20 protein-coding genes are annotated in these 19,856 nt (G+C 43.4%); 5 read left to right on the top strand and 15 right to left on the bottom strand.

Annotated elements, in window-relative coordinates:
* Positions 1–98 precede the first annotated feature (98 nt).
* The 5 genes from T433_RS0111795 to T433_RS16305 all read left to right on the top strand — a co-directional run bounded on the left by T433_RS0111795 (position 99) and on the right by T433_RS16305 (position 2,851).
* Positions 99–1,313, top strand: a complete 1,215-nt coding sequence (locus T433_RS0111795) for a DUF6371 domain-containing protein (protein ID WP_027455939.1) — start codon at positions 99–101, stop codon at positions 1,311–1,313.
* Positions 1,314–1,395: 82 nt separating this feature from the next.
* On the top strand, positions 1,396–1,569 hold the full coding sequence (locus T433_RS15375) for a hypothetical protein (RefSeq protein ID WP_155808499.1): 174 nt from the start codon (positions 1,396–1,398) through the stop codon (positions 1,567–1,569).
* A gap of 273 nt (positions 1,570–1,842) precedes the next feature.
* Entirely contained in the window at positions 1,843–2,292 is a 450-nt protein-coding gene (locus T433_RS0111785) for an HU family DNA-binding protein (protein WP_027455938.1), read from the top strand.
* A gap of 22 nt (positions 2,293–2,314) precedes the next feature.
* A complete protein-coding gene (locus T433_RS16555) occupies positions 2,315–2,407 on the top strand; it encodes a smalltalk protein (RefSeq protein ID WP_155808497.1) in 93 nt (30 codons plus the stop codon).
* Between the two features lie 21 nt (positions 2,408–2,428).
* A complete protein-coding gene (locus tag T433_RS16305; protein WP_081778486.1) occupies positions 2,429–2,851 on the top strand; it encodes an N-acetylmuramoyl-L-alanine amidase in 423 nt (140 codons plus the stop codon).
* 491 nt (positions 2,852–3,342) lie between these two features.
* Here T433_RS16305 and tnpA read toward each other — a convergent pair whose 3' ends face one another.
* The 15 genes from tnpA to T433_RS0111700 all read right to left on the bottom strand — a co-directional run.
* A complete protein-coding gene (gene tnpA, locus T433_RS0111775) occupies positions 3,343–3,798 on the bottom strand; it encodes an IS200/IS605 family transposase (protein WP_027455936.1) in 456 nt (151 codons plus the stop codon).
* Positions 3,799–3,954: 156 nt separating this feature from the next.
* Entirely contained in the window at positions 3,955–4,155 is a 201-nt protein-coding gene (locus T433_RS0111770; protein WP_044109885.1) for a helix-turn-helix transcriptional regulator, read from the bottom strand.
* A gap of 804 nt (positions 4,156–4,959) precedes the next feature.
* A complete protein-coding gene (locus T433_RS0111760; protein ID WP_027455933.1) occupies positions 4,960–5,514 on the bottom strand; it encodes a hypothetical protein in 555 nt (184 codons plus the stop codon).
* A complete protein-coding gene (locus T433_RS0111755) occupies positions 5,511–6,713 on the bottom strand; it encodes an ATP-binding protein (protein WP_027455932.1) in 1,203 nt (400 codons plus the stop codon). Before T433_RS0111755 ends, T433_RS0111760 begins: the two co-directional genes overlap by 4 nt.
* Positions 6,714–6,884: 171 nt before the next feature.
* Positions 6,885–7,661 (bottom strand): restriction endonuclease, encoded by a 777-nt coding sequence (locus T433_RS15990; protein WP_027455931.1) that lies wholly within the window; start codon positions 7,659–7,661, stop codon positions 6,885–6,887.
* Complete coding sequence (tcmP, locus tag T433_RS0111745) at positions 7,658–8,818, bottom strand: three-Cys-motif partner protein TcmP (RefSeq protein ID WP_027455930.1); 1,161 nt, start codon at positions 8,816–8,818, stop codon at positions 7,658–7,660. Before tcmP ends, T433_RS15990 begins: the two co-directional genes overlap by 4 nt.
* A 1-nt stretch (position 8,819) precedes the next feature.
* Positions 8,820–9,620 (bottom strand): radical SAM family protein, encoded by an 801-nt coding sequence (locus T433_RS0111740; protein WP_027455929.1) that lies wholly within the window; start codon positions 9,618–9,620, stop codon positions 8,820–8,822.
* A gap of 42 nt (positions 9,621–9,662) precedes the next feature.
* The gene (locus tag T433_RS0111735) at positions 9,663–10,787 is read right to left on the bottom strand and encodes a PIN domain-containing protein (RefSeq protein WP_027455928.1); all 1,125 of its coding nucleotides are present in this window, start codon (positions 10,785–10,787) and stop codon (positions 9,663–9,665) included.
* A gap of 53 nt (positions 10,788–10,840) precedes the next feature.
* Positions 10,841–11,647 carry a putative phage abortive infection protein gene (locus tag T433_RS0111730; protein WP_027455927.1) on the bottom strand — a complete coding sequence of 269 codons (807 nt, stop codon included), beginning with the start codon at positions 11,645–11,647 and terminating at the stop codon, positions 10,841–10,843.
* On the bottom strand, positions 11,647–12,594 hold the full coding sequence (locus tag T433_RS15985; RefSeq protein ID WP_162164203.1) for a toll/interleukin-1 receptor domain-containing protein: 948 nt from the start codon (positions 12,592–12,594) through the stop codon (positions 11,647–11,649). Before T433_RS15985 ends, T433_RS0111730 begins: the two co-directional genes overlap by 1 nt.
* Before the next feature lie 225 nt (positions 12,595–12,819).
* A complete protein-coding gene (locus T433_RS0111720) occupies positions 12,820–16,635 on the bottom strand; it encodes an NACHT domain-containing protein (protein ID WP_027455926.1) in 3,816 nt (1,271 codons plus the stop codon).
* A 75-nt stretch (positions 16,636–16,710) separates the two neighbouring features.
* Positions 16,711–16,941 (bottom strand): hypothetical protein, encoded by a 231-nt coding sequence (locus T433_RS0111715; RefSeq protein ID WP_027455925.1) that lies wholly within the window; start codon positions 16,939–16,941, stop codon positions 16,711–16,713.
* A 26-nt stretch (positions 16,942–16,967) separates the two neighbouring features.
* Positions 16,968–17,411: a hypothetical protein gene (locus T433_RS0111710; RefSeq protein ID WP_027455924.1), complete on the bottom strand. Its 444-nt coding sequence runs from the start codon at positions 17,409–17,411 to the stop codon at positions 16,968–16,970.
* A gap of 379 nt (positions 17,412–17,790) precedes the next feature.
* Positions 17,791–19,071 (bottom strand): DegT/DnrJ/EryC1/StrS family aminotransferase, encoded by a 1,281-nt coding sequence (locus T433_RS0111705; RefSeq protein ID WP_027455923.1) that lies wholly within the window; start codon positions 19,069–19,071, stop codon positions 17,791–17,793.
* A 40-nt stretch (positions 19,072–19,111) separates the two neighbouring features.
* Positions 19,112–19,856 (bottom strand): HipA domain-containing protein (locus T433_RS0111700; protein ID WP_027455922.1); only part of this gene is annotated, 745 nt, incomplete at its 5' end.

Below are 19,856 nucleotides of genomic sequence, written 5' to 3'. Positions count from 1 at the left end.
ATACTCTAGGGGCCCACATACTACATTCTCTCTCGTAGAGAGAATTACGTATGGGGTCAGATTTTCACCTCCGGCGTTCCAATTGATAATTGACAATTATGATGATCGACGATTTAAATCTTAAGAGAATTCGCGAGATACCTATCTTCGATGTCTGCTCCAAGCTCGGCATCTCGCTCTATGGTATGGGCAAACTGACGAAGCGTGCCAAGTGCTGGTACCACGACGACAAGCATCCCTCGATGCACGTCAACAAGAAAAAGAACATCTACAAGTGCTTTGTCTGTGGCAAAGGCGGCGACGTGATTAAGCTCGTGCAGGACTACGAGAACAAAACCTTCCCCGAAGCCTGCGACTGGCTCGTCAACGAGTTCCACATCGTCCTGATTGATTCGGAACCGCTTTCAGCGGAAAATTCTTCAAAATTAAATTCAAAATTGAACAATTCTGAGACCAATTCTGTTAAATTTCCCAGCAAAGCTGGCTCCATATCCGTACAATCCGTGCAATCCGTGGTTCCTTTATCTCCCGACCTCGTCCCTCGGTCCTTGTCCCTGGATTCGCAATTCTGTAAATCCGCCATCTCCGCCGGCTATCTCACCGATAGCCAGCTGCGCCACGCGGCAGCCCGCTACCGCCTTGGTTGTTCCAAGGACGGCGGCGTCATCTTTTGGCAGATCGACGACCAGCAGCGCGTGCGTACCGGCAAGATCATGTACTACCAGCCCGACTGTCACCGTGACAAGGAGCGCCACCCCACCTGGGTCCATGCCCTCATGAAAGACACCCTACCCCCGAACTTCGACCTCCACCCCTGCCTCTTCGGCCTCCATCTGCTGACCCTGGAGCAGCCTACGGCTGGAAATTCTTCAAAATCTAATTCAAAATTTAACAATTATGAGAATAATTTTGGGACCAATTTTGCACAATTTCCCAGCAAAGCTGGCCCTCTTCCCTCAGCCTTCACCCCTCAGACATCAGACTTCAGCCCTCAGACAATAGCCATTGTAGAGTCAGAGAAAACGGCAATTATTCTTTCAGAAAAATTCCCCGACTTTATCTGGCTCTCATGCGGCGGCCTCCAGATGTTCAAACCAGAACTTCTGGAACCCCTGCTTCAGCACAGAATCATTATCTTCCCCGACACCGACCCACAAGGCGAAGCCTTCCGCCAGTGGACCCAGGTAGCCCTCGACGCCCAACGCCTCTACAAGTTCCGCTATTCCCTCCGCGTCTCTCCCCTCCTGGAGCAGCACGCCACACCGGAACAGAAGGAAGCCAAGATAGACCTCGTGGACTTCCTCTTTAAATAACGTTTGGGGCCTCCAAACGCACCGTTTGAAGCCCCCAAAACCATCGTTTAACGCCCCCAAACTCCAAGACCCCATGAATGCCATGTCCAAACTACAGCTGGCGCAATATGCCGGCGTCAGCGTAAAGACCCTCATGAGCTGGTGCGAGCCCTATAAGGACGAGCTAGCCACCATGGGCATGAAGCCCAACAACAAGGTACTGCCACCCCACATCGTCAAGTTCATCATCGCCAAATTCGACATCGACATCGAGTAGAAAGCAGAAGAAAGCGGAAGAAACGCGACGATCCATCCCCAAGCGGAAAGCACCCCTCCCAAATGTTGTACCTTTGCAGTGTGAGAGAAAAAAAATCTCCATACGAGATAAGACCTGCTTCGCAGGGAAGCTGTACCTTCCCGCGACAGCGGCAAAAACCGCTCGGCTCTGCCGCTTGGCTCCACCAAGAATTATCATTTTTCAATTTTCAATTTTTCAATTTTTTATTTATTTCAATTTTTCAATTTTTCAATTTTTCAATTTTTAATTATCATGCCCGTACTTTACAAAACTTACGTCAACCAGATGAAAAACTCAAAGATGTTCGGCAAAGTCTATGCCCGCATCGTGTCACTGAAAACCATGACCTACCAGGAGCTGTGCAAGCACATGGCAGAACACAACTCCGTGTACGGCTCAGACGTCTGTCTGGGCGTCGCCAACAAACTACAGTCCTGCATCCTCGAGCAGCTGCTCGAAGGCAAGAAGGTACAGTTCGGTGACCTCGGCACGTTCTACCTCTCTGCCCGCACCAACGGTGCCGACACCCCTGACGACTTCAACATCAGCAGCAACGTGAAAGGCATCTACCTGCGCTTCCAGCCCAGCCGTGTGGACCTGAACGACCTCTCGTCGAAGACCCTCAAGAAGCGAGCCTCATTCCTCAACGTGAAGGAGCTGGCAGGTCTGAAAGACGCGGAAGACAGCAACGACAACGAGTAACCAACCCCTAAAACCTTTAATCATGACTTCAAAAATCAAACCCATCATCCAGTTTATCATCACCATCCTCACAGCCATCCTTAGCAGCTTCTGCGTGCAGAGCTGCATATGTTAACCACAAAAGGAAAAACATACCATGAGAAACATCACCATGATCATCATCCACTGCAGCGCCACGCGAAGTGACCGTCCCTTCCCGGTCACCTCGCTCATCGCCTGCCACCGCCAGCGCTTCGGTTACACCGGCTACCACTACTATATCACCCGCAACGGCCAGACCCACCAGACCCGCCATGAGAACCTGGTGGGAGCCCATGCCAAGGGCTACAACACCCACAGCATCGGCATCTGCTACGAAGGAGGCCTCTTGCCCAACGGCCATCCCGCCGACACCCGTACCGAAGCCCAGAAGGCAGCCCTCTGGCATCTCATCCAGAGTCTGCTGGCCGACTACCCCCAGGCCCGCATCCTCGGTCACTGTGAGCTCCCCGGAGTCACCAAGACCTGTCCCAACTTCCTCGCCAGCCGCGAGTATGCCGACCTGCAGCCCGCTGCCTAAACCAATCATCGCCCAGACCATTGCGGTCTGGGCGATGATTGGTCTTACCCCATGTGTCAGGGCATCAATAACCCCGCGCTCGAGCTTTGCTCGCTTGCTACCGAAGGGACGCAAGAAGGGGTGTTATAACACAGCCCGGGGGCTTGCCCCTGGGTACACGAACCTATATAAAATAAAAATGCCCCTGTAGGGGGCGTATAACGAATATGAGCCCCTTACAGGGGCGGTGGATGGGTGGATATACCCATTCACGTAGGGCCGAGACCCTACGCTATGTTATGTTGCCCCTACAGGGCATCGATAACCCCGAAGGAGTGTTATAACACAGCCCGGGGGCTTGCCCCTGGATACACGAACGTATATAAAATAAAAAATGCCCCTGTAGGGGGCGTATAACGAATATGAGCCCCCTACAGGGGCGATGGATGGGTGGATACCCATTCACGTAGGGCCGAGGCCCTACGCTATGCTATTCGACCCCGTTGAGGTCGTTAATCCCACGCGTACCGCTCATCCAATTCGGCCTTGTACAATTGGCATATCTTGCGGAACTCATCCTGGAACGACACCTTCTTGTGATGCTCTTCCTGACCTTTGATATACGCGACTACCGCATCCACATGACTGTTGCTAACGCTAAATGCACCATAACCCTCCTGCCAGAAAAACTTATGGAACGGGTTATTGTTCTTCTCGTTGATCCATCGTGTGGTGCTCGATTTTACGGTTCGCACGATTTCGGACAAATTCGCTTGTTTACCCAACAGGAATAGGATGTGTATATGGTTAGCGGTACCACCCACCTGTATCGCGGGACATCCGTGATTGTTGAATATCTCCGCCACATAGGCGTGTACCTCGGCCAAATGCGTTTTGGGTATGGTTTCGGTTCGGCCCTTGGTCGAGAATACCAGATGAACGTATATCTTAGATAATGATTGTGGCATATGTTGTTTTGTTTTTAATGCCCCGTAGGGGTTTTATATCTTAGCGCAGGGGCTTGCCCCTGTGTCTATGGTCATTGTTTTTAATTCCCGCCCCTCGTTAGGGGCTCTAACGTGACGAGGAACCTGCCCCACTGTCACTTTTCGTCATCGTTTTGATTACAAGTTATCAGTCTTCACAGGTCCCAAACACTCTCCAAACAAAGCCAGCACATCGTTAACCTTGTCCATTCGTAATGTCTGCTTACCTTGTTCCAGGTCCCTGACGAACCTGAGCCCCACACCGGCCCTCTCAGCCATTTCCACCTGCGAGAGTCCGTATCTCTTACGTTTCTCCTTTAAATGTTCCGATAAAGTCATACTCAATTATACCTTTTCGGGTACAAATATATATAATACTACATAAAATTATATCATATCGGGTATATTTTTAAATATTCTTGCCAAAATTATACCCGTTAAGGTATAATTCAATATCCACAGCAAAGCAGACCAGGGAACGGAGCTCAAATTCCTCGTTTTTTTCCGAATTAGCCGTAGTTTTACCAATTTTTCTTTGAAAAATCTAAGATTTTCGCCACAAAAGTTACATTAATATCATAAAAACACCTATCTTTGCCCCCAATTAAGCAAAGCCATGATAATCATGGTATAGTTTGCAGCGATACAATTAATATAGAATAGATATGAAACAACATTTTAACAATATTGCCTCGTAATGTTTAACCGAGGGCGCAACGAGAGTTTGCGACCGCTCACAGCATTACAGGTAATATGAGTAGAAGCAGAAAAAGATTTCCAGCAGGCACATGTTGCTGCTGTAAGTCGCAGAAGCGCGGAAAACAGATTAGTCATCGCAAATTCCGCCGACGAGAACATGTAATGGTGCAAAACCAACATTTTGAGAATCTTCCCATGCTACAATACGAGATTACAAGTCAATGGAATCTTGGTGGTGATGGAAAGTGCTTCTGGGGCTGGGCTCCTGAAGAAGAGTGGTTTCAGAAAGAAATGCGAAAATGAGGGCGTTGGACCCTCATTTTCGCTATCGTATGACACCCCATGTCACCTTTATCGCCACCTTTGCAAACAATGTTGCTCTCTCGGATGACGAGGAACTGAAGTGAACCTTTAAGTTGTGTCCAACTTTCTGGGTTCACTTCATCATTGTTTCATGAATCCATGAACTTTAAAAATACCTATTAGTTCATCACTTTTAGAATTATATTTATTCGCCTGCAGGTAATTCAGTACTTCAGTAAGGAGTTGCATTTCGTTTGAAATGCTCACTGCTTTAATTGCCTTTCTTAAATCACTATTTTCCAGACAAGTTTTAGACTTGGTTACATTCTTCAATCCCTCCAGATCATCAGGAATACCGAACTCCTTCAAATCCACGTTAGCATCCTTAGCACTATTAAGTATAAATTTCTCCATTACATGATTAATCTTTATCAAATAATGCTGATTCTCTGGATGCTTACACAGAATTAATTCATTAGAACGAGCAATTTCAACACAAGCATTTGAGTAATTTGATTGAAGATTATCATTATCTACAATGCCAATTGCAAATTTATCCTTGAATTTATTCTTGATGACATTGGTAACCTGTCCACAACTATTCTGATGATTCACACCCTTTATTTGCATAAGAATCTGAACCAGATTTGTATCAACATAACATTCTGGCACTATATGTAGATAAGAATCTTTCATTCTGCAAGGTTTTCTATATTAAAGAATGCATCAACACCATAGTCATAAATATTCTGCATATCTTCGTCTGATGCAGTCTTAACGATAGTGGCACCGTCTTTCTCATAAATAAAGAACAGTCCCATGGGCGTTTTATTCTTCAGCAATTCTCCTAAAACATATGGACTATGAGTAGCTATGAAGAACGAATTAGCATGTTCACCATTAGCCAAATCAAGAATCCAGTTTGTGAGTCCAGCCTGAGTCGGAGGGAACAAATTGTTTTCTGGTTCCTCCAAAAAGATATCACAATGGTCTGTTAATACATACTGATTAAGAACCTCTTCAAAGTCATCTACGTCTGATGCATGTGAAAAGACATACCTATCCTCGCCATAATACTTTCCATACAACATCGGAACAGGAACCTCGTCTGTTTGAATATCTTGATTTGTACTATACTCCGCAACCTCAGTTCTTCCCTTCTTCACAAACAACTCCTCATAAATACTATTCCGAAGTCCTTCATTCACCCAGTCTCCTGCTATCTTACTTGGGCTATCAGAATGAGCCAATGTTGAATTCAGATAATTAAGATGGACATATAAAGGAATCAAAGACTGAAGTCCACTGGAAATATCAGTAATATCCATGGTACTGCCATCCTGTATCTTCACCATATCCTTCTTTAAATCAGGATCATAACGATATGACACGTTAAGATGGAGTACATCCAAGAGCATCGTTGTACTTCTTCTAGCAGTTTCCCATTCCGTCATAAAACTCCTGATATTGTTATGTTCCAGTGATATTTCAAACCAGTTTGGGATTACAGCCACCAAATTTCTCTCTGATGGAATATATGATATTTTCGTTCTTTTATAGTTCCATCTTGCCTCTTTCCATTCAAAAGAGAATAACTTTTTCGAATGAGTATAAGAGAATTTCATATAATCCGACTCATATAAAATAGAAGAGTCGTCATTTAAATAGTTTCCCATTTTATGGAAAGTCATCAATGGCAGAATGAATTTCTCGCCATCAAATAAAGACGGATCTTGTTGAAGTTCTATCTTCTTTTCCACCCAACTACAATAGCTTGCAACCTTCAAGATTGTGCTTTTACCTAATGACTGCGGACCGATTATCACGCTAATTTGCCTTAAATCAATATCCGCATCAACGATAGGGCCTACTGAGTGTATAATGATATGTTTCATATCTATATTTTCTTATTTATCTGCAAAAGTAATATTTTCACTTCGATCGAATTACATTAGCCAACTGTTATTTAGCATAATTAACATATTGTTTTATTTTTCGACCAATACTAATACCAAAGGCTAAACAAAACCGTCTAGGTACATATTTGTAATTGACGTGTCATAACTTCACTCCTTCGTCAAATACTCACAGATATGAGAATTGAACACCATATAGCCATCATTATCCAGATCAAGCTTCGCCTCCTTATATTTGGCGAACAACTCACCGTATCTCGCAACACCTTCCCTATATACATCCTCCAGATAATTAAACAAGCTATTAAAATCCTCAAATCTTGTTCCGTCACAGTCAACATACATTTCTTTATGCATGCCCATTTGCAACTCCCTTCCAATCATATATGGGGGTAAATGTCTCTTGAGAAGCTGTTCATTTAAAGCTCTGTCCTCATCACTCAATATCTCCACAGGAACATCCAGTACATCCGTATATGTAGCAAGTGGTGATGCTATTCTCATAACCTCATCAAAACGGTTCTTCAACCATTTCACTGCAATCATATCAATAAAACCTTGCCAGTCTCTCAGCAACACATTTGAACAATACGCTGCCTCGATGGCACCTTTTTGGTAGCCAGTCTTCGATATAAAGATACCAAGCATTGACCCTGAGTCATGTACCACAGTTCTAAAGGCGTGTATTTTTTCTTGCGGCACAGGCGTTTCCCAGTATTTACACTCACAGATAAATTGCTTTAAAAGCTCATCATCCGAGGTTGCAAACACATCCACTTCGACCTTTCCCCTTACCATTTCAATGGTTTTGGTCGTTTCTGCATGATAACCCGCCTGATTAAGATACTTACATACCTTATCCTGCAAATCCTGCCAACTTTCAGGAATCTCATTCGTAATCCTCATATCACTGATTCCATATTTCATTTAAACGTCACCACACAGCCCTTATCTATCAGTACCTTCACCTTATGGTTCTTACCATCGGTATATTCTGCCGTAAGCTGCCCCTTCTCTTCTGCCATTCTTAGTGCTCTTGTGTAGTGGTCGCGGCTGTATCTCGACCCTCGCTGGTGTTCCTCAAACAAGGCTAAGGCCGTTATCGTCTTTCCCTTGTATTGTTTACAAAGTATGTCTTTCAGAGCCTCCGCTGCCATATTAGTATCTCCAAACAACGACACATCATTGGCGCACTTCTTGGGGTCAAATGTATAGGTATTACTGCCATGACTCAAAACCAAATCCTCATTAGCAAACTTGTTATACACACTCTTACACAAATCATATCCCCTTGGGCCCTTCGTGATGTGTAGGATGTAATGGCTGGTAGTTCGGCTATTCTCTTCCTGAAAGCGGAATGCACAGCAATACACCATACCGCCAACCAAGGCCACGAACTCTTCACGCAGACTGGTTAGGATATACTCCAATCTCTCCGTCAGCGTTTTAAGTTTTCTTACTTCCTCTTTAAGGGTATCGAACCTTGAAGGGAACCAAAGCCTCATCATCTCCTCAAACAATTCGTTTTCCAGAGCAGGATTAATTCGCTTCGTATTGATGAATAAGAATATCTCATTACCCCAATTCTTCAGGAACTTGGCCAATGTTTCAGTTCTCATACCTTTATAGCCAAAAGGATCAAAGAATAGTAGCGATGGCTGTTCATTGCGCCATGACCCTCCACATAGTTTCATCGTGCTTTTCTCAAGATAGGTATAGATATTCTCATAATCACCTACCTTCTTATCCGTAAAGTACACCTTCTTCGGGAAAATGCCTCTAGGAAACTCTGCCTCAAAATTGGCTCTTAGTTCCTCACAGTAGTTCAAGTCATTAAACACAAACTGCACTTTGTCTTTCAGTGAACTTTCCTTGGCAATATTACGGGCAAGCATAATAGGAGTAGAAATGTTACCGTCTTCGTAAATACCAGGGCCTGCAAATAAGTCTATGTACCTGAACATTTCAGGTTCGTGCTTACGGCGTATAATCTTGCAGTATTGCGGGAAGTACTCCGAAACAATACTGGCTTTTACACGCGACGAGTCTGTCTGTTTCTTAAAGAAATCCTTTTCTTCTGCCATATTATTTGTCCTCACCTTTAATTGTTGAGACTTCCAATCCTACGACTTTCTTGATACTCTCTTTCCACTTAATCTGTGGATTATCCTTATATTTGTTATACAGTTGCTTAATAGCGGCATCATTTTGCCATTCCAGCAGCTGTTCTGCTGCAGCTTGGTTTTCAGCATCCAAATGACCGTTAGTACGCAACCGTCTAATGGCAAAGTTCATCTTGCCCAGCCATATGGCATCAGTCACGTATTGAGATAAGTCTTCTATTACCTTATCAATCTTGTCATCCAGCATGGGCTCACAAGAAATACTTGTCTGATAGCCAGCTTCAAAGGCATAAACCAAAGCCTTTTTCCTTTCATTGTAATCTGGCGCATTGGGTTCCCAGAACTTCAACGTCTTGTTGTTGGTTGAACCTATGGTAAAGCGGAACAAAATCTGGTCTTTGTAATCGGCGAATGAATCACATATCCGCTTAATACATTCAAACGAGGGTTTTGACACTATCAGCACCTTATTCCCATTACCAAGCAGTCTTTTCAGAAAATCTATAGCCAAATCAAGATGTTGGGGCGTGATGTCATGCGTTGAAGGGAACATGATATACCCCTCACGCTGTTTCACATTCTTGTTATATGCCTCCCAGTTTATTTCTTCCTCTTTCCAGTTTTCCGGTGTTTTCCGTTTAAAACGGATGGCCATCTCCTTGCTGAAGCAATACTTACAGTCATTGCTACAGCCCTTCAAATAGTTCACGTTTGAAGCCGCCCATTCCGTTGTTCCAAATACAGGTTTTTCTTTATTCGTCATTATATATTTAAATCTCTGCTAAAATTCCAAAGCATATCAAAACTACAATTCAACGTCTGTTATTTCTGCGTCTTGCGATAAAACTTTTCCAACCTTTACTGTGGTTCTGAATGTCAAAGCCGTAGTAACTTCAGCCGTTCCTTCTACCCAATAATAATGGTCATTCCAGTTATCATCAAGGATGGCTGGTTGCTTATCATCGTCTATCAAATAGTAATCCGCAGCATATACAAAATAGTCCATTTCAACTAGGACTATCGTCTTTGCCTCTATAAGCACAGTTTGATCTGCCAGTCTCCTAACCTCTATTTCTTTGATTTTGGGTTCGTTCACATATCTGATAGTCGGGTCCTCGCAGTATCCAGAAAGGTGAACATAATTTCCTGAGTCAAAATCTGACTCAAGTAGTTTCTCCTCCATAAAGTCTTCATTCAGGATCTTGGATGCTTCTTCCGCGAGATTGAATCGATTGAATTTTCCCGTTTTCAGCAAGGCGCTTTTAATGCCGTTGAGTTCTTCTAACTCTGCATCAATTCTCTTCTTAAAAAAAACATCAATTTCAGATATTAATTCTACGCTGTTTTCAAGAAAGCCAGCCTCTTTCAGCTCTGATACCAAATCGGGATGAAGTGTATTGGTTGATATTGCGAAATCTTTTGTGTTTGCACATAAGAACTCAATTTGTGGATCTTCAATTAAGGCCGTTGGTCTGTCACAGATAGACATTATCGATTCCCAAATCATGGCATCACATAAACCTATCGTTTCTTCCTTCACCTCTCTGAAAGGCTTTTTCTGGAGTAAATCTTTTGACACCAGCCTTTTTGCATCAACACGGGGATAAGGTATTATATTTATCCCAAGTTCATGTAGTCTGCCCAGGAGAACAGGTTTGTAATCCACCACACTTTTATTAATGAATGCATCTTTTTCAAAAGAACTCTTAGTACCAGTCTTTACTTCATCTATCATCTTTACGACGGCAGAATAACCAGACATGTTTTGCAGGAGTTTCTTTCTATATTGATTAACCATCTCATCACAAACCACCTCTGGTATTAACACTTCATATCCCAAAGAAGGTGCAGCACTACACAACTTTGTTATTCTTGGTCCATGCAACAAAAAATCGTCGTGGATAACATTGGTATCAAGAACTAATTTCATAGATTAGCAACATTCATTAAACGCCATAACACTAACATATTTCGGCATTCTCATTATGTAATATAATGATTATACGCCGCGGCCTCAAACAGTCCATAATGTTCTTCCTTCGCCAATTCATTAGGCAAAACATCATAGAACAGGGCATACTCTTCAGCTATCGTTTTATGCCATCCTCCACAAGCGGCATAGTAGTAAAACATCAGATAACGTTCATTGTCCGACAGCGTATTCCTTAGCATTACTGCATACTGATAGCGTTCTTCATTCTCTATCAAATCACAACTGTCAACATAGCTCAAAATCCCATCAAAGAAATGGAAATAGTGATTAAATACCTCAATGTCACTGTAGCTAAACAACCTATCAACGGTTTTTGCCTCTAAGTAGCCCTTGATTCCACGCGAACCGTCAAAGTTATCTTTTTCCAAATAGAACTTCTTGAATACTTCCCTTCCTTTAGCAGTGAAATGATCTGCCCCGTCAGGGCATTCATATTCAAGGTTATCTGTAATATGTTGATGCAACGACATCAGGTTAAAGAAAGTATTTTCAAACCGTTGCCGTTTCATGGTCTTATTCTGCTCCACAAACTCGTTTCGAGTTTGTTCTAGTTCGTCACGCTGTAATGCTAACTCGCGCCTTTGCAATATCAAGGTAATTATCAATCCAGCAAAAGCCAGTCCTGAGAATAGAGCATTCACCGCCCCAAACATATCTCCGAAAATGCCTTGCTTCGTCTCAGGCATGAACAGTACGAAGAAAGTCAACGCCCAAATCACAACAACTCCAATTGCACATCCCCATGCAATATTGATAATCTTCCTGGTATCGTCTTGTTTATTTGTTTCGTTTGCCATTATTCAACGTTTAATCTTTCCTTGATTTTTGACAACAATGGTTCATAGGAACGCTCTTTAAGAGATTCAAAGGAGTAAGAGTTAATATCATCTGTCACCTCAGTTAGTTTCTGTAACTGATGAATATACTCTTCAATGAGTCTGATCTTTTTCTCCAATGGTAATATCACTGTCTTATCCTCAGAAATAATTTGCTTAATGATAAACGTGGTATCGTTTTTCTTCTTTTCCCAGTAATTGGCTAATTCCTTGTATTTATTCTCTTCTCGGACTGTCTCGTCAATCACTATAGGAAATACCCTCTTCATATAATCGGGATGATTCAACACGCCAGCCAATTCATAAACGCAATTGAACGATTTCAAGTAAGCTTCTGAAAACATCACTACCACAAAAGCTCCTTCTCTTATCTCATCCATAAACGCTGTAATGCTATCGCCATACCGACAATCCTCCTTATCTCTTCTGTAATATATCTGCTTTCGTTTAAACAAATCGCACAAATTATCAGCGGCATCCATTGACTCACCTTTCCATTTGTACGAAATATAAACCGTCGGTTGTTTTTCGCCTTTCTTTATGGCCTCATAATATGGTAAGTACATAGGATCTAGTTTTCGATATAACTGAAGATAAACCGAGTGCTTTCCTTTATACCATTCGCCATCTCCACATACCCACAGCCTACATTGCTTACATTTTGAAAGGAATGAATGAAGTCTTAAAACATCTGCCTGTGAAATATTGGCAAAATGTTCATAGAAATTGGATAGTACTAACAGTATCTTCGATTCCTCACCAATTGCCGTAAAGAAATTATTGAAAGCTACTCTCAAGGGTAGTTCCTTGTCTTGGTTCTCACAAATGGCAGTTATATGGTCGTTAAGCAATGGATCCTCCAACTTTTCGCATATAGATATGACCAACTCCCCCATCAACTGTTTCATATCATCGGTAAGCGTCAGTCGTACTACTTTGTATCCACAGATATCAGCTCCTTCATAGCTATCAAAGAAGAAATCAAGTTGCTCCTTCAGTGCTTTGCTGAAGCACAAGTTTGTCTCGGAGGCAACCAACTTCTTGAACACCTCTTCGTTAGACAGTATGTCCTTACCCTCCTTTTTGACCAGATTCGGCAAGAGGAACTATTCCATTTCTAGCTCAGTCATATCTTACCGATTATCTAGTTCATACAAGAAACGCCTCATACCCTTTCTAACAGACTCCATCGCCATCAGCTTATCCATTGTATCAAGAGCCGTTTCCAGTCCCAGATTGCTCTTGTCATACTTACGTATGGCATTATAAGCAGAAACTAGGATACCCATAGTGGTGGATGCGTGGAATAAATTCTGTTCGTCCTTATGCTCCACTTCTGCGTAAACACACATCCACCTCAACACATCGTCAGGATGCATTGTGGCTTGCTCCTTCATAAAGTCCAAGAACTGATGACTGGCATATCTGAACACCTTGCCTTTGGTATAGGTATCTACGAACGACACTATTTCCTCCCAAGGTCGGTCTTCAAAATCATCTACCAGGTAGTCGTATGCTTTTCCCAGTTCCTCATCTTCACTATCTACCACCCATTCTGTCACAGGCTTAACATAAGCAGGATACATATTAACAATCTCTTTCGTGAAATAGCGGATTAGGCTTAATTGGGCTTTGACGGATTTGTCTAACAAGTCATGTAGCAATTGTTCTGCCCCATTTCTTTTTCTAATCCATGCTATCCATAACAATTGCGCCAACATTTCATGCGACGCTTCCACATCATAAAGCTTCACAAAGAAGTCTTTCAGGTCATCGTAATGAGTATTGATAAAGTACAACAGGGGATGGTAATTGTTCAGCGGTATAGACATCAATGAGGGGGTCAGGTTCCTCGTTAGTTTCCTGTACAACTCATAATTCCTCTGAATATTCAGGTTATTCAATAGTGCCTGTTGTAAAATTATCGCCCCCTTAGTGGGCGCAGAGGCGTCTTCGCAAGCCTCCAAGGCTTCAAATATCTGATTTTCATATTGAGTCAGCTGGTCACACATCACCAAATGGAATGCCGCATTACCCCTCGCTCTATTAATCCCCGCATCGTATATACGGTCTCTCAAGTCTTCATTATCAACAGGCTCTTCCGGATAATTCTTTGTTATGTTGCACATAAACTCCATCATCACGTCAGTCACCTCCCCTTTCTCAATGAAGTAATCCATCTCGCGCAATAAATCCATCACGGCATAGAGGTTCTTCTGGTCATACAAACCAGAAGCCGACAAATCCTTGATTAAGTTATCTGTCAGAGTCTTGATTATCGTTATATCATAATCAGCCTTTATCAGTCCTATGATACCGTAGGCAGCATATTCGCGGTGAATAGAGGAGTCTTTTAATATCGCATGGATATACGGTACATACTTTTCAGGATTCTGTGTCACGATTGTCTGGAAATTCGTGCACTCCCCCTGCCTTGTTGGTTTTTCATCTATTCCCGTTGCATTGGTGTTATACTTTCTGAACGCCCCCAGCATGTCCTCAACCTTCATAGCCTTCATGCTGTTGATGCTGTGTGCACTCCAGCCCGACTTGGAGTATGTTCTGAACGGCTCATGCACTTCCGCTTTCTTCAGTTCACGCTCTTTTTCTTGCAGATATCTCCACTCGTCCGGCCATTCTGTTCTCAGATAGTCTTTTGGCAATTGGGTAAGCAGTTCCTGTTTCCTCCTTCCAATATGATAAAGTGGCACCTGATATTTTATTAAATCAGGGAAAGGGGTCTTTTCCCATTCTGGCGCAACGGCAGATATAACGGTCATGATAGCTTTTTTCTCTTCATCATCAAGCATGGGGAATACTGTTTCCAGAAGCTTTGCTATCTGGAAACTTACCTTACCGCTAATCTCTTCCAAAATATCTTTGTTGGTCAGCACACCCATCAACTCATCTTTGAAAGCATCTGGGTTATCACGGACTATCCTTAAGCCTATATAGTACAGTATGGCCCGGTTGCTTCCCAAACACTCTTTTACAACACTTCTGATTGCATCCGGATTGCTCTTTGCAAGCCCTGTAGCATAGGTCAGGTAGTCAGTCACAATCTGGTCGTGGTGGTTATAGTAATCACTACTGCTATAGCTATAGAACGCACTGCTCTCTTGTAGAATCACTTCTCTCATTCGGTTAAACTGTGATAGCTCATCTATCACTTTAATGACCTTCAAATAGGTAATGGCTGCTTTCTCAGAGTGTTTGTCATGAAGTTCGTCCAATAGTTCGTAGGCAGGATTGTCCAAATAGACAGCTCTTAGGATAAAGTGCTCCTCATCCTTTTTACTCATCTCCTGTTTCAGCTTTCCGCTGACATAAGTCAGTATCTGCTCTTCTACGAACTCATAATCCACCACCGCCAGTTTCTCCAGATAATTCTTGAATTTCAAAGGCTCATTTCCGCTGGCCTCCAGATAGAGTGGTTTTACATTCAGTAGTACATCTTCACTTGGATAGTGATTGGCCACCTCCATCCATTTTTGGTTCCATTCTGCATTTCCTGGCTTGATTTGTGCGCATAGGTAGTTTGCCACCATCTTGCCATCATACAGCATAACGTTCTCACACATGTCCTTTACCAGTTTGTACATTGTCTCATCGCCATTTTCCAAGTCTTTGGCAATAATGGGGTATTGACATACAAACAGAAACCACTCTTTCCTGTAGATGGCTTCAATAAACATACCCCTAAACAAATCACTCGATAGGATATATGTACCAACAAAGTTCTTTTCCTCATCTGTAGGTCTGTCAAAACCGGCAAGCGTCGTTAACAATAACATCTTGATATGCATTCTGTATGCACCTTTCCGATCATCTGCCACAATATCTTTCAGTTCATGAATATATGTCTCTGGTTTAGCTTCTCTCAGGTAAGTAAAATACTGCTTTACTCGGTTCCTAACATATAATCCCTGATGTCTGCTCTTCAGCAGAGTAGCCATCGTCTGGTTCGTTTCTGCAACGATTCTTGCCGACACATAGTCTGCCAATGTCTGATGAATGAACGACAAGTAGTCGTTATCAGCTGATATCAAAAATATGTTTTCGCTTACAAGATAACTAATCTCTTTAGCATACGTTTGTTCGAGCCTTTTCTTACTGCATGTCAACGAGGAGTTTCTGTCCATAGCATCAACAACCCCTTCCAAGCATTTCAACAGGCTTTCTGCAGTTACTTGTTTATTCTTACTGGCAGCATCCGTAATCTTACTGTACCACAGTTCGTCCATCAGAGATTGCAGCGACACTACCTCGCAGTCATCTTTGCCATATTCTAAGAATAGCTCCAAATTGATAGGTGTACTAAGAAAATCGGCCATCTTGCTCTTCGCTGACGGAATTCTTCTCCCAAAGTGTTCCAGCACCGAATTCACCTGCTCGTACGTCAGGTTGGTTAACCCCAGTTTCTTCTTGTATTTATACTTGCTCAGCAGCGGGTCAAAATCCAAATCGTATGGACGACAGGAAACGATGATGCGCGCTTTCTCCACCGTAGAAACGGCACTTAGCAAACTATCAAGAAGTGAGATGGGCTTTCGGTCTGCAGACAGGCTTTTTGAAAGTGCATCTATCTGGTCTATGATAAGAACGGGGTACAACCCTTTTTCAGATAAGGTACTGAATTCATCCACATACTGCATGATAAAATCATCGCCGTTTATCTGACCGAAATCCAGTTGGTCCGCTTTCAAGGCATATACTGGATGCTGACCGTATTTCTTTAGTTCCTCCAGTAGGTTCTGTAACACCACAGTCTTTCCCTGACCTGCTGTACCAGACAGTAGTATTACCTTGTCTTCATCTTGTGTGATAGACTCCGAACAGCATATCCAGTTCAACAGAGTTTTGGTCTCAGCACGCTCTATCGCTACCTCACCTTTGAACAGGTGTATGCTAGTCTTCAGTTGTTGAGTGTGTATATCAAATATCGTCATTTTCGTTATTCTATCTCTTTATATTAACATAAATGGATTCACCTTTAAGTCCCTGAAAAAAGAGTCTTCTTTTTCCTACACGTACTGGTTCACGTGCTTATTCTCCTCCATCAACTCCACCAATTTCATAAACAATCCTAGTCTTGGCTCTTTTAACTCTCCTGCATTCATCTGCTTCCTTCCACGTTTCAGAAAATGCACCATCAGTTTCTCCTCTGGAGCATATTTCGAGGGATTACGATGATTGGCTTCGATAAAAGCCTTCACTTCATCATATCTACTCTGCCATCGTTCATCTTGAGTCATTTCATCTCTTTCACTTTATCCCTATCTCATCCTCCCCCTTCCTTCTCCCACATTCCCCACATGGGACACTCATCCAACTCAGAATAGTCCCCGTATTGGGCTTGGGCATCACAGAGCATGTCAGTGAAGCGGGAGCTGCTGTGCAGGTCACCGAAGAAATCGGTTTCGAGGTTGAACACTTTTAGGTTGATATCCATCTCATAAAAAACGCATCGCTCGCCCTTTAGGGCACAGGCTTCGCGAGCGATACCAGAACTTTGAGAATGAGGGATTCTCGAAATTCTCAATTTTTCCCTCGCCTGAGGAGAGGGAATACAGGGAGAGGTGGAGCCCCTCTTGGCTAAGAGGGGACGGGGAAAATCGAAAAAAGCCATAAACAGCAGATGAACCTTCTCTGCCAGTTCCACGCTCATCCCGTCCAACATCTCATGAAAAGTTTTCAGAGTCATGCGCTTCTGCTTGTTTACCATCTGCTTCAACCATTAACCATGAACCAAAATTAGACCGTGAACCATAAATGACAAGCGGCCATATCCCTATTGGAAGTTCTTGGATTAACCAAGCGACTTAGTCGATTACTTCGACTAGCGAAGCGAGACCTCCGCGTAGCGCCTGAGCACAGAAAGGAGCGCAAGAAAACTCGAATTCTCTCTCAAACCAATAGTTCCATGACCGACTTGTCTATGTGTCTTCTATCAGACATCTTACATATTACATCGCTTGCGTCCCCATTGAGGTACAAACAAGTAACTACAGAATTGCCAGATGGCTATCAAAAGGCTCTTCATCCGATGATGTTTCTTTGAGCTTTGCTCGATCCTGCTCATGCTCGATAATCCGAGCTTTTGATTATGCTCGCTCAATCGCTTCCTTAATACTCTCCACGATATACCTCACATCGTCATCACTCACATATGGACCTGCGGGCAGACACATGCCGATTTTGAAGATCTCTTCCGACACGCCATTCACGTATGCGGGTGCATTCTTGTAAACGGGCTGCTTGTGCATGGGTTTCCATACTGGGCGAGCCTCAATCTGAGCCTGATCCATGAATACGCGCAATGCCTCCACGTTGTCATTAGGCTGACAATCCGTTGTGGCTGACGATGCTGCATGTATCACGCCGGCGGCGCCACCAACAGCACCCGTCACAATAGTCTTATACGCATTCTCCTGACCCTTGATTTTCAATGAGGGGTCAAGAGTAATGGTGCACAACCAATAGTTCGAATCATACTCACCCGATGTTGGCTGGCTATGAACAGTTATGCCCTTCACATCCTTCAGCAATTCCTCATACAAAGCCTGCACGCGCTTGTGGTGCGCAATGTGATCATTCACCACCGTCATCTGGCCGCGACCAATACCAGCGCAGATATTACTCATGCGGTAATTGTAACCAATCTTCTCATGCTGATAATAAGGATAACTCTCACGATACTGTGTAGCGTACATCATAATCTCTCGCCACTCGTCCTCGTTATCGGTAATCAACGCGCCACCACCACTAGTGGTAATCATCTTGTTACCATTAAAGCTCAGCACGCCATATTTACCAAACGTACCCAATACCTGACCGTTGAACTTAGAGCCAAAGCCCTCAGCAGCATCTTCCACCACAGGAATGCCATACTTGTTGGCGATAGCCATAATCTGGTCAATCTTGTAAGGCATACCGTAAAGTGCCACCGGTACAATAGCCTTAGGATATTTGCCTGTCTTCTCCTTGCGGTCAAGGATAGCCTTCTCCAGCAACTCTGGATCCATGTTCCATGTTTCACGCTCCGAGTCAATGAACACAGGAGTTGCACCTAAATACGTAATGGGGTGCGAAGAAGCACAGAACGTGAAGCTCTGCACACACACCTCATCACCAGGTCCAACGCCACAAGCCAACAGTGCCAAATGCACAGCAGCCGTACCTGCCGACAACGCCACCACCCTCTTGTTAAGGTTAAGGTTATCGTTAAGGTTGACGAAGTCCTCTAGGTCCTTCTCGAAACCGTTCACATTCGGCCCCAGGGGCACCACCCAGTTTGTATCAAATGCTTCCTTAATATACTTTTGTTCTATACCTTCGTCACTCATGTGTGCCAAGCACAAATAGATTCTTTTTCTTTCAGACATAATATATTTTATTTATTTGTTTTTCAACTATCTTTTCACCCTATAGCCGTTCTATTCTCCTGCGAAGTAAAAGCATATACTCCTCCTTCATTTTCTCTGGCAGGAACGACAGGTTGATAAGTTCTTCCCACTTGGGCAGATATCCCTTCATTCGCTCAATTATTTTCTCCGCTACCGAAGCAGGAATGCCACTCTGAGTAAAAGCAGTTATAAAAGTTTCACGGTTGAATCCATTCTTTTTGCCACCTACCGAAAAACTCATTGCCATCTCTTCTTCATCTTTGGGGTCGGCTAGCAATACCGCCAATAAGTCATACGCATGAGCCAGGGCATACTCACCATTTCCCGTATCTATCAACGAGAAATTCTTACAATGCATATCCGAATTGCCAGTTATCCAAGAGAACAGCACAACCTCCCAGAATCGCTGTACATCCAGCATTGGAACCGATGAATACTTCTTGACTACATCAGCCAACTGAGGATAGGTACCATAATACTTATGCTCTGTAAGTCTATTAGTTAACTGACACATATCCAGCATCGAGATCTTCTCCCCCTTCCGTCCGCGATCCATCCTTAAGGTCAGATACCCCAACTCACCATCAGCCAGTCTGATGAGAGAATGCTTAGCAGTACGAATGCGAGCAGCCTCAGCCATCTTCATTGTCAGGTCTTCCAATTCCGGCAAACAGGGATACTTCACACTTTGCGGCTTAAAGATATACTTACCCCAAAGTCCTACGATAGTAAATTTTGACGGTTCATGCTTACCGCCACGATTT

Origin of the sequence: Xylanibacter brevis ATCC 19188 (assembly GCF_000621725.1) — a bacterium.
GTDB classification, from domain to species: Bacteria; Bacteroidota; Bacteroidia; order Bacteroidales; family Bacteroidaceae; genus Prevotella; species Prevotella brevis.
Note: the sequence above shows the minus strand (reverse complement) of the source record. Positions and strands in the feature narration are given on the sequence as shown.